The 12,657-nt window shown below is 33.6% G+C and carries 9 protein-coding genes; 5 read left to right on the forward strand and 4 right to left on the reverse strand.

Annotation, left to right across the window (positions count from 1 at the left end):
- Positions 1–60: 60 nt before the first annotated feature.
- Positions 61–975 (reverse strand): hypothetical protein, encoded by a 915-nt coding sequence (locus tag IPJ23_06910; protein ID MBK7630413.1) that lies wholly within the window; start codon positions 973–975, stop codon positions 61–63.
- 80 nt (positions 976–1,055) lie between these two features.
- Complete coding sequence (locus tag IPJ23_06915; protein ID MBK7630414.1) at positions 1,056–2,543, reverse strand: sodium:solute symporter; 1,488 nt, start codon at positions 2,541–2,543, stop codon at positions 1,056–1,058.
- A gap of 222 nt (positions 2,544–2,765) precedes the next feature.
- Between IPJ23_06915 and IPJ23_06920 the strand changes: the two genes are divergently transcribed.
- From IPJ23_06920 to lysA, 3 genes are all read left to right on the forward strand, one after another.
- Positions 2,766–3,620 (forward strand): phytanoyl-CoA dioxygenase family protein, encoded by an 855-nt coding sequence (locus IPJ23_06920; protein MBK7630415.1) that lies wholly within the window; start codon positions 2,766–2,768, stop codon positions 3,618–3,620.
- Between the two features lie 13 nt (positions 3,621–3,633).
- Entirely contained in the window at positions 3,634–5,442 is a 1,809-nt protein-coding gene (locus tag IPJ23_06925; GenBank protein ID MBK7630416.1) for a DUF1343 domain-containing protein, read from the forward strand.
- 90 nt (positions 5,443–5,532) lie between these two features.
- Entirely contained in the window at positions 5,533–6,798 is a 1,266-nt protein-coding gene (gene lysA, locus IPJ23_06930; protein MBK7630417.1) for a diaminopimelate decarboxylase, read from the forward strand.
- Positions 6,799–6,967: 169 nt separating this feature from the next.
- On the opposite strand, the gene IPJ23_06935 is transcribed toward lysA, so the two are convergent.
- Both IPJ23_06935 and IPJ23_06940 read right to left on the reverse strand, forming a co-directional pair.
- Positions 6,968–8,296 carry a (Fe-S)-binding protein gene (locus tag IPJ23_06935; GenBank protein ID MBK7630418.1) on the reverse strand — a complete coding sequence of 443 codons (1,329 nt, stop codon included), beginning with the start codon at positions 8,294–8,296 and terminating at the stop codon, positions 6,968–6,970.
- A complete protein-coding gene (locus IPJ23_06940; protein ID MBK7630419.1) occupies positions 8,289–9,728 on the reverse strand; it encodes an FAD-binding protein in 1,440 nt (479 codons plus the stop codon). The genes IPJ23_06935 and IPJ23_06940 overlap by 8 nt, the downstream gene beginning before the upstream one ends.
- 368 nt (positions 9,729–10,096) lie before the next feature.
- Between IPJ23_06940 and IPJ23_06945 the strand changes: the two genes are divergently transcribed.
- Positions 10,097–11,539 (forward strand): TolC family protein, encoded by a 1,443-nt coding sequence (locus IPJ23_06945; GenBank protein MBK7630420.1) that lies wholly within the window; start codon positions 10,097–10,099, stop codon positions 11,537–11,539.
- A 45-nt stretch (positions 11,540–11,584) separates the two neighbouring features.
- Positions 11,585–12,649, forward strand: a complete 1,065-nt coding sequence (locus tag IPJ23_06950) for an efflux RND transporter periplasmic adaptor subunit (protein ID MBK7630421.1) — start codon at positions 11,585–11,587, stop codon at positions 12,647–12,649.
- The last annotated feature ends 8 nt before the right edge of the window (positions 12,650–12,657 follow it).

A 12,657-nucleotide genomic window follows, 5' to 3' on the forward strand; every position in this document is an offset into this window, starting at 1 on the left:
CTGTTGAACTAGAGATTGCTTCAGTCATCCTATTCGGATTCCTTCACGATGACGTTCGGTTTATAATTGTTTTGCCATTAACGCAGCACCAAACTCTGGTGAATGTTCAGCTTCCATAATTTTTACATCTCCAAAACGTCTTACAACTTTTTCGTTAAATAGATATGAAAAATAATTTGGTGTTGTAAGAATACTGCCAATTAACGAAACTTTTAATAGTTCTACATTTAATTTTATTTTCATAGCTGAGATGTGAAGAAGAAGTTCATCAGCTTCATCTTCAAGAATTCTTTGTGCCGTTACATCACCGCTTTCCGCGGCTTCAAAAACAATAGGAGCAACAGCAGGAATGTTAAAATTATTTCTATATACTTCTGTAATTAGTTGTTCTGAGTCAGAAATTGAAAATTCCTGTTCAAGAAGATCACCAATTTTAGTCGATTTAGCTCTGCCATCCAGAAATCTTGCAACGGCGTTTAAACCTTTTCTCCCAATTCTATAACCACTGCCTTCATCACCAATGTATCTTCCAAATCCACCAACACGATGGACTTCTCCTGCATCATCTTTTCCAAACATAATCGAACCTGTACCTGCAATTAGGATGCTTCCTGCTTTTCCGGAAAATGAACCTTCAAGGGCAATACGAGCGTCGCTTTCAATATGTAGTTTATTTATTGTAATCGAATTTCGTGCTGCATCTTTGAGTATCTGTTTTTCTAAAGTTGCGGCATCATTACTTCTACCACCGCCAGTTGTACCAAGAACAATAGCTTCAACATCTTTTAATGAAATTTTTTGAGAAACAGTAAAATCATTTAAAAGATTAAGAATTGTTTCAGAAACCTTTTCAGTTCCTATAACCAAGAAATTTGAAGGTCCACCGATTGTTTCATAAACCGGCTTTAAATTTATATCGGTTAGGATACACTTGGTTTTTGTTCCCCCGCCGTCCATTCCGATTAAATACTTCACAATATTTTCCTAATAAATTATTTTTAAACTGTGTTATAAGATAAAGTTTTTTGATTGTATTATAAATCTATCATTACTACTTAATGCATAATTAGCCCGAGAATTAAATACATGACAGCAGCGATTGCGCCTGCAGTTAATGCGTAAGGCAACTGCGTTTTAACATGATCAATATGATCGCTTGCTGAAGCCATAGATGAAATAATAGTAGTGTCAGATATCGGCGAACAATGATCACCAAAAACTCCACCACCAAGAGCCGCAGCAACTGTTAAATATAAATTTGCATTCAGTGTTTGTGCCATAGGAATTCCAATTGCTAACATAATTGCAAAAGTTCCCCATGAGGTACCAGTTGAAAATGCTATAAAACAAGCAACAAGAAAAATGATTACAGGTACAAAATTCGGAGAGAGCCACTGCTTTGATAATTCTGCCGTATAAATACCTGTCCCTAGCTCTCGACAAACCGTACCAATAGCAAAAGCCAGCATCATTAAAAGAGCTAATGGGATTAATCCGCTAATACCTTTAAAGATTAATTCAACTGTTTCCGCAAACGTAAATATTTTTTGTGAAGTGTACAGAATTCCACCAACAATTATTGCCGTTAATACTGAATAAAGAACTGAAGTTGAACCTGACCCCTTTCCAATCGCAAAAAACATTTGTTCATACCAAGGATATGATGAAATATTTTCTACTAGTCCCCATCCTGTAAAGAGAAGCATTAAGGGCATCATACCTACCATCACAGCGATAGGAATAATCATATTAATAGCTCTTTCCTTTACATTTTCTTTCTTTTCAATTGAAACTACATCAGCGGAAATTAATGGCACTGCTCCATCACGAATTACTTTTCCTTCTTTAATTGCCCGCTCTTCTGCTTTTTTCATCGGACCAAAATCTTTTCCTGAAAGTATTATAAAAAGAACCATTCCCATCGCAAGCATTGGATAAAAATTAAATGGGAAAGCATAAATTAAAATCGTTAAAGGATTACTAAATCCTTGTGCAGCAATTAATCCCATTATATAAGCTCCCCAAGCATTCAATGGGATTAAAATACAAGTTGGTGCTGAAATTGAATCGCCAATGTATGCGAGTTTTTCGCGCGGAATTTTTAATCTATCAAATATGGGTCTGAAAACTGTTCCAACTGTTAAAGTGTTTATACTTGATTCAACAAATATCGCAGTACCTGTTGCCCAGGCCAAAAGTTGAACCATTTTACGGCTTTCACCAATATTTTTATTTTCTAAATAAATTAAAAACCGATTTATAAGGTTAACGAATCCTGCTACCCCGCCTGACCTTTGAATAAATGCAATTAATGCACCAACAAGACAACTGAACATTATAGTCCTTGTATTGCTTGCATCGGCAAATACATCAACAAGTGCTTGAATAGTTGCAATTGTACCGGTTAAAAAATTTCCGTCACTAAGTATAATCCAGCCAAGCCATATACCAAATAATAGTGAAACAAATACCTGACGGGTTTTGATTGCAAATATGATTGCAAGTACGGGAGGTAATAAAGACCAGAATCCATAATGTTCCATAAGCCAACTTTAATTGTTGTAAGAAATAATTATGCGGATTTTTAAAGTTTAGAATAAATATTCTGTACAAATTTAAACAAGTTTAATTGAATAACTTATAAAATCTGTTTCTAAAATATTGATTTTATAATGCAGATAAAACAAAAATCGATTGAAGTAAGAATTCTATTGGTGTAAATTGCATGGTAATTATTATCAAACTTATATATAAACTAAATTCTTATGATAAGATTCAATGAACTTTCTTTAGAAAATGCTGAACAAATACTCAGCTCCGAGATAAGTTCTTCACTTAGAAAATTTTTGGACTCATCATTGTATATAAATGATGAAATAGTAGAAAATTACAACAATTTTGGTTTTGTAAAAATTGAAAATGTAATCGGAAATGATTTTTTACCAGAAGCACGAAAGATAATTCAGTCATCTGTGCTTTTAAGAAAAGGTAAAGATGAAAGAGACCTAAAAGATAAATCACAATACGAGCAGTCATTGCTGCAGTGCGGATTTTTATGTTGGGATTTTCCTGCAGTTAAAAATTTTGTATTCGCTAAAAGAATTGCCGGGATTGCAAGAGATTTAATGAAAGTTGACCACGTTAGACTCTGGCATGATCAGGCATTGTTTAAAGAACCAGGTGGAAGAATAACCGATGCTCATCAGGACTGTAGTTATTGGCCCATCAATGAACCGCAGTTTTCAATTACAATGTGGCTTGCTCTAACAGATGTTCCCGTTGAAAAAGGATGTTTATATTTTTATCCGAACACAAATGATCCAGAACTTAAAGAATACGTTGATATTTTTAAGAATCCTCATCAGCCAAATATTTTAACTGATAAAGAAAAAATATTTGTTCCACTTAAAGCAGGAGATGCAACTTTTCATTCGGGCTTAACATTTCATGGTGCTGGCAATAATCAAACAAATGAGATGCGTGAAGCGATGACGATTATCTATATTAAAGATGGTGTTACCTTTGATGCATCTGATGAAAGAAATAAAACACATACTTCCTGCATGGGATTAAATAACGGTGACCAGATAAATACAAAGTTTACACCTATTCTAATTTAGAAAAGGAATCAAAATGAAAAATTTATTTTCTACTTCTCTATTGTTAATAATTGCTACACTTTGGGGCTGTTCGTCAAGTTCACAATTGATAAACATTTCCGAATTAGAATATCCAAATGATTTAAAGGTGATTTCAAGAGCCGATTGGGGATGGCAAGAACTCAAAAATGCTCCGCTGCAGCATTCAATAAAGAAAATCACAATCCATCATGGTGGAGAAGAATTTGCAGAGAACAAAGATATGATACAATATCTTCGCAATCTACAAAGCTGGAGCAGATCAGAAAAAAAATGGATTGATATTCCCTACCATTTTATGATCGATCTTAAGGGCAATATTTATGAAGCACGTCCAATAAATTTGCCCGGAGATACAAATACTGATTATGATGTAACCGGTCATGCCTTAATTTGCGTAGTTGGTAATTATGAAGTCCAAACTATAAAAGAAGTTCAACTAAAATCGTTAGCCAAACTTGTAGCATTTCTTAAACAAAAATATCACGTTGAACTAAAAGATATTAAGGGACATAAAGATTATTCAAATCAAACAGTTTGTCCTGGAGAAGATTTGTATAAATATCTTGCTGATGGTTCATTTCTCAAAATGGTTGAAGCAGAGCTAAACCAAGATAAAATTGGAACTGATTCTAAAATTAAAACTGGAATAGAAGTTTTGCGTGATAGAAATTTTGATATACTAAAAGGTAAAAGAGTTGGTCTCGTTACAAACCCAACTGGAGTGGATAGTAAATTAAAATCAACAATTGATATTTTATTTGACGCAAAAGAAGTAAATCTAACCGCCTTATATGGGCCAGAACACGGTGTTCGTGGAAATTACTCGGCTGGCGAACATGTTGATTATTATATAGATGATGCGACTCAACTTCCTGTTTACTCACTTTACGGCAGCACCAGAAAACCAAATGCAGATATGATAAAAGATATTGATGTATTGGTGTTTGACATTCAGGATATAGGCAGCCGCTCGTATACATATATCAGCACAATGGGTTTAATAATGGAAGCGGCAGCTGAATACAATACAGAAATCGTAATTTTAGATCGTCCAAATCCTCTTGGCGGAAATAGAATTGAAGGAAATGTTGTTGAAGATGGATACTATTCTTTTGTGAGTCAGTTTGCAATTCCTTATGTGCATGGACTGACAGTTGGTGAACTTGCAATGTTGCTAAATGAAGAAGGACTTTTAGAAAATAAAGTAAAATGTAAATTGCAGGTGGTACCAATGGAAGGCTGGGCTCGTGATATGTATTTTGAAAAAACGGGTTTGCCCTGGGTTTTAACTTCTCCACATATTCCACATAAACATTCACCATTTTATTATCCATCATCAGGAATATTTGGGGAGTTACGCGGCGTCCTTTCAATCGGAGTTGGATACACGTCGCCTTTCCAAACATTTGCAACTGAATGGATAAATGGTGAGGAGCTTTCTACTAAAATGAATTCGTACAATCTTGAAGGAGTATTATTTAGACCAATAACTTACAAACCTTATTATGGATTTGGGCAGGATAAAATGCTTCATGGTGTTGAAATTTATATTACAGATTATACAAATATAAATTTGATGCCAATTCAATTTTATTTTGCTCAAGCTGTAAATGAACTTTATGGTAGAAATATTATTTCTGAAAACGAAGGACGTTTTGATATGTTTGATAAGGTTTTAGGAACAAGCAAAATAAGGGAGTTATTTATGCAAAACTTAAAAGTTGAAGATATTCTTCCCTATCTTAATAAAGATGTCGAAAATTTTAGAAAACTTTCTAAAAAGTATTATTTATATAAATAACCTATGTCATCCCGGATTTGTTTCGAGATCTAAATAATTTTAATCATCAGATGCTGAAACAAGTTTAGCATGACTCAATCAAAACGAAATATGAATTACTTCGAAAACGAACATATCAACTATAAAAACAATCAACTTTATGTTGAAGAAATAAGTGTAAATGATTTAGCTAAAGAGTTTGAAACTCCCCTTTACATTTACAGCAAAAATCATTTTGTCAAACAGTACAAAGAATTTGAAGACGCTTTCAGTGGAATAAATCACAAAATTTTCTATGCGATGAAAGCTAATTTTAATTTGAGTGTGATCAACACTTTTGTAAAACTCGGCAGCGGAGTAGATGCAAATTCTGAAGGTGAATTATTTCGTGCACTTAAAACAGGAGTCGAACCCTCAAAAGTTATACTTACAAGCGTTGGTAAAACAAAAAATGAAATTAAGCTTGGTTTAGAAAAAGATGTATTGATGATTAAAGCCGAATCAGAAGAAGAAATTGAGTTGATAAACAAAATTGCAAGTGAAATGGATAAAATAGCACGAGTTGCAATTCGAGTTAACCCAGATGTGGATGCAAAAACTCATCCCTACATCTCAACGGGATTGTCAAGTAATAAATTCGGCGTCGATTCCAAGACAGCTTTATCTATTTATAAAAGAAGAAATGATTTTTCGCATATTCAATTCACGGGAATTGATATGCATATTGGTTCCCAAATTACTTCAATCGATCCATTTGTTGAAGCTGTACAGAAACTTTCAGATCTTTATTTTGAAATTCTAAAAGATGGATTAAAATTAAAGCACTTTGATGTTGGTGGAGGAATTGGAGTAAGCTACAATAACGAAAAAACCTTTTCAATTAGTGATTTTGCCGAACGAACAATTCCACATTTCAAAAAACTTGATTGTGAAATCATTTTTGAACCCGGAAGATTTCTCACTGCTAACGGAGGAATTCTAGTCACAGAAGTTCTTTACAATAAAAGAAACGGGAATAAAAATTTTATCATAATAGATGCAGCTATGAACGATCTACTTCGCCCTTCAATATATCAGGCTTATCATCACATTCAGCCCGTTCAAAAATATGAGAATAGAAATGAAATGATTGCAGATATTGTTGGTCCCATCTGTGAATCCGGAGATTACTTTGCTCGTGATAGAGAAATTACACAATCAAAATCAGGAGAAATGCTTGCTGTAATGTCTGCAGGAGCTTATGGAATGGTAATGAGCTCAAACTATAATGCACGTCGCCGTCCTGCAGAAATCTTGGCTGATGGTGATAAATATTCAGTTATTAGAAGCAGAGAAACCTTTGATCATTTAATTTGGGATGAGAGAATTATCGAATGATCTTAAAAGTCATTTCGAAGGAGTCTTAGACTGAGAAATCGTCTACATTTTAGAGAAAGATTTCTCTCTTCGTTCGAAATGACAATTCCCAGGACTTAAATTTATTGCCATTCCTCACTTGATGCAGAATCTAATCATTGGATTCCTGCTTTCGAAGTAATGACAATCATTAATTATTATCCTTATTCGTTTTTAGCATTCGATTAATCAAAGTAATCGGATGCAGTACTTCAACATCAACATTAAACTTTTGGGTACCATGTTTTATTTGTCCCATGCAGCCGGGATTTCCTGTTAACACAATTTTTGCTTTTGTGTTTTTAATGTTATGTATTTTTCTTTCAAGCTGCTTCACAGCATCATCATATCTAACAACATTATAAATCCCAGCACTGCCGCAACACCAACTTGCTTCTTCAAGTTCTGTATAACTAACTCCAGGTAAAGATTTTATTACTTCTCTTGGTTGAGTTGATACTTTTTGCGCATGAATTAAATGACAGGCGTCATGATAAGTAATAGAACCCAGCTCAGACTTATTTTCAAGATCATATTTCAATTCAGGTTTCTTTTCTGAGAAGAATTCCATCACATCTTTTACTTTAGATGAAAATCGTTTTGCTTTTTCTGCATAATCCGGATCATCTTTAAGTAAGTGGGCATAATCTTTCATAAATGCTCCGCAACCAGCAGAGTTTGAAATCAAATAATCGTAATCATGTTTATCAAAAGCATCAATATTTTTTCTGGCAAGCTTTAAGGCGAATTCCATATCACCATTATGTCCCATAAGCGAACCGCAGCAAACCTGATCTTGTGGAGTTATAATTTTACAACCGCATTCTATAAGCACATCAATCGTATCAATATTAATATCTGCAAACATTGTATTCATCAAGCAGCCAAAATGAAAAGCTGTTTTATATTTTACTTCTCCATTTGGTAATTCTATTTCTTTTATTTGTGTATCAGAAAACTTATCTGAAATAACAGGAGAAAGAGTTTCTATCTCCGAAAGATTTTTAGAAAAGAATTTTAATATCCTGCTTAATCGAACAAGTTTTTGCAATCCAATTTTTTGATAGAGCCATAACAATCTGGAAACAAACTTTAATCCATTTCTTGATGCAACAATTTTTCTTAAAGCAAATCTTTTTATTTCAACACCAAACTTTGAAACATATTCTGTGTTATCAATAACAACACGTGCCGTTTCAACCATACTGCCATATTTAACTCCTGCAGGACAAGCAGTCTCACAGGCCTGACAATCCAAACAAAAATTCATTTCATCAGCAAAGATTCTGCTCATTTCCATTTCACCACGTGCTACGGATTTTATCATCTTAATTCTACCTCGTGGAGATGAACGCTCTAATTTCGTGATATCATATGTTGGACAAGTTGCAAGGCACATTCCACAATGAATGCATTGTTGGAGTATATCATCGTGCGGAAGAATTTTTAATAATTCTTTGTACTCTATTTCTTTAGACATGAAAATCTTTTATCTGTTCGCGTTTTGTCGGCATATGTCCTTCACACTTTGGTGAGATTGTAAATATTTTGCCAGGATTTAAAATGTTATTGTGATCAATAGCTAATTTTATTTTCTTCATCATATCAACTCCTGCAGGTCCAGCAACTTGCTCAAGAAAATGCTTTTTTGCTAAACCAGTCCCATGTTCACCGGTAATTGTTCCGCCGAGTTTTATAGCTTCATTAAAAATAAAATCAAAAGCTCGATGAACTCTCTCAAGCGCTTTAGAATCTCGTTCATCAGTTAAACAAGTTGGATGAAGATTTCCATCACCAGCATGACCAAAATTTCCAATCATAACATCAAACATCTTTGCAGCTTTAGCAACTCTTTCAATCATTACAGGCAGTTCACTCCTGGGAACAGTAGCATCTTCTAAAATTGTAGTGGGCATTCGCCTTGCAAGTGCACTAAAAGCACTGCGTCTAGCTGTCTTTAAAACATTTGATTCAGCTTCATTAGCTGCACCTTTAAGTGCTGATGCATTATTCTTTACAGAAATCTTTCTTATCAGCTCAGCATCTTCCTGAACTTCCGAACCTCTTCCATCAACTTCAATTAATAAAATCGCCTCACTTTTTCTTGGTAAACCAATATGTGTATAGTCTTCAACACAATTTATTGTCGTGTTATCTAAAAATTCCATCATAGAAGGAACTATGTGTGAAGCAATAATATCTGAAACGGTTTTACCTGCATCAACAAGTTTATCAAAATAAATTAAAAGAGTAATGGCTTGAGATGGCTTAGGAATTAATTTTAGTAAAACTTTTGTAACTATGCCAATTGTGCCTTCACTACCAATAATAAAATCACGAAGATTATATCCTGCAACATCTTTCATATTCTTTCCGCCGGTTTTTAGAAGTTCACCGTTTGGAAGAACCATTTCAATACCAAGTACATAATTTTTTGTAACACCGTATTTAAGTCCGCGTAATCCACCTGCATTGTTTGCAACGTTACCGCCAATTGTACACACGTTTAAACTTCCCGGATCAGGTGGATAAAACAATCCGATCTTTTCAACTTCTTTTTGTAGTGCGCCAGTTACAACTCCGGGTTGAACCCAAGCCGTGAGATTATCCGCATCAACTTCAAGAATTTTATTCCATCTGGTTAGTACAATGACAACAGAATTTTCAACAGGAATCGAACCGCCGCTTAACCCTGTTCCTGAACCACGAGGAACGACATTAAATTTTTCCAGATTTGCGAGTTTTAATATTTGAGAAATTTGTTCTTCATCTTGCGGAAATAATACGGCCTCAGGAAGTTGCTGATAAACAGGGGTGCCATCGTATGAATAAACTAATTTATCTTCTTTGGAATCAAAATAATTTGGTGCGCCTACAATTGATTGAAGTTCTTGTTTTGAAATTGAGTTCATAATTTTTCCGGTTTTTCTGTTGCAAACTTAAGCAAATTGAACAAATGTTTTGGTTAGTTAATTTGAAAAAATTAAAAATTTTGGTGAGCGTAAATTTTGATATTCGCTACTACCCATATCAGTAGATGGAATGGGAAATCATCATTGAACAGATATCCCTTGCTAATCCACAATCATTGATTTTTATCACAGTGGTTATTTAAAGTGATATTCGGAATAATTTTTAAGTGATTGTTCTTTAGATTTGACAATCAAAAATCAAAACCTTTTTGAGCGATCATCATAACCCTCAGAGGTTCAATATAAAAAAGTAATAATAAATGGTTCGTTAAAGATTTATTTCTACGTTCAAATATTTAGAGAATTAAATGACACAACAAAAAAAGTCAGTCCCTTTTAGCATAGTCAAATCAATAATAATTGTTTTTATAGTTCAGCTCTCTTTATCGGCACAATCTAAAGTTTATACTTTGGATGAAGCAATTAACACAGCTCTTAGCAACAACAGAGACATTACAATCTCCGTTATGAATGTTAAAAAAGCCGGTACCGCTGTGGATGAAGCTTTTGGATATGCATTACCAAGCTTGGATCTTTCAGGCAACTTTTCACATTTTTTGCAGAAACCAAAAACTTCGTTCCCCGATTTCGGCACTTTGCTGCAAAATGCAACCTACTCAATTCTGTTTGATGAAAATGTTCTTCCAAGAGATGAGAATAAATTTAAACCAATGCAAAATGTATTACAGTCATTCGCTCAAACTAATAATTACTCAACAAGTTTAACCCTTTCACAAACGCTGTTTAGTTCTGCAGTGTTTAAAGGAATTGGGGCATCACAGATTTATTATGATTTAGCAAAGGCGGATTTAAATCGCACTGTTTCAAAAACCGTTTTATCAGTTCAGAAAACATTTTATGGAGTACTACTTTTAAAATCATCATTAGAAATTACCAAGGCTAGTTTTGAAAATGCCCAGATAAATCTAAAGGATGTAAAGGCTTTTTATCAAGAAGGAATGGTCTCTGAATTTGATTTACTTCAAGCAGAAGTTATGGTTGAAAATATTCGGCCGATAGTACTAAACATGGAAAATAATTTAAAGACTGCAAAAGATGGATTAAAATTAGTTCTTGGTATCGAACAACTTGAAGCTATCGATGTTCAAGGTGATTTTTTATACCAGCCTTATGATATTTCTAATGAGGATGGATTATTTGATGAAGCACTTGCATCAAATTATGAATTAAGAACCTTAGAATTGAAAAAACAAGTTGATGAAGCTTTTGTTGAACTTGATATTTCTGACTATTGGCCGAACATTGCCGCATTTGGTCAATATGCTTATGCTGGTTCATCTGATAATTGGAATTTTAACAACTACTCCTCAGCTACAGTTGGTATAAGTTTTTCTATGAATCTTTGGAAAGGCAATAGAACAAAAAATGCCGTTCAACAATCAACAATTAATTATCAACAAACAGAAGAACAGTTTAAACAACTCAAAGACTATACATTATTAAATGTAAAAACTAAAATTCAAGATTTAAAAACTGTTCAATCCATAATTGATGTTCAAAATAGAAATGTTGAGGTGGCTGAAAGATCTTACCAAATAGCAAAAGTAAGATATAAAGAGGGTGTTGGTAGTCAAATCGAGTTGCAAAACACTGATCTTTCGCTAAAGCAAGCACGCTTGAATCGTATTCAATCTTTGTATTCATATTTAGTAACCAAATATGAACTTGAACAAATACTTGGAAGAACCAATCCGGATTATTTTACTAGCTTTGGCAGAATAGAAAATTAAAAATAGAGTATAAATTATTTTTGTAAACAGGAGAATCACTTTAACATGAATCAGATTATTAATAACCCTATCAAGCTACTTTCAATTGCAATTATATTTTTTTCATTAATTGTAATTCAAGCTTGCGGAGAAAAGCCAGAAGATACAACCTCGATTGATAAAACTACTTATGTAGATACAGTATCCGTTGAAGCTCAATTAATTGGGATTAAAGAGATTACAATATCCAAAACTTTTTCCGGTACTTTAGAAGGTGAAGATCAAGCAAACATTATAGCAAAAATACCTGAACGAATAATGAAGGTAAATGTAAAAGTTGGTGAATATGTTAAGGCTGGAAATGTTTTATTTGAATTAGATAAAGGCGGTGCATCATCTCAATTTTATCAAGCTCAAGCTGCTTATTTAAATGCACAAAAAAACTACGAAAGGATGCAAAATCTTTTAAAAGAAGGTGCTATATCACAACAAACATTTGATGGTGTTCAAACACTATATGAAGTAGCCAAAGCAAATTTTGATGCTGCAAGAAGTACGGTTGAAATTACTTCCCCAATTTCCGGCGTTGTAACTTCCATCAATGTTAACATCGGTGATCTTGCGAATCCTCAAATGCCAATGGCTACTATTGCAAACATTGGAAGAATGAAAGCTAAGTTTAATGTGGGTGAAAGTGATGTGCCAAGTTTTTACGTTGGACAATTGGTACAAATATATTCTGAAATGAATCCAGATGTCATTCAAGCTGGAAAAATCAATCAACTTTCAAAGTCTGCAAATATTCAATCAAGAACATTTGAAATGCAGGCGTTATTTTCCAACACTCAAGACAGATGGTTTAAGCCAGGAATGTTTTGCAGAGTTAATGTAAAGATGAAAACAAAAAATAATTCACTGGTAGTACCCTTTAATGCCATTGTAAAAGAAAATAACAGCGATGGTATTTATTTGATAAATGAAGATAAAGCTTACTTTAAAAGTATTACAACAGGTATTAGTGATGGTAAATTTATTGAGGTTATTTCTGGATTAAAAACCGGAGATAGAATTGTTACCGTAGGCATGAACAATCTTAAGGATGGTACAGTTGTAATGGTTATGAATAAATAATTTAAAAT

This window comes from Ignavibacteriales bacterium (assembly GCA_016709765.1).
Taxonomy (GTDB): domain Bacteria; phylum Bacteroidota; class Ignavibacteria; order Ignavibacteriales; family Ignavibacteriaceae; genus IGN3.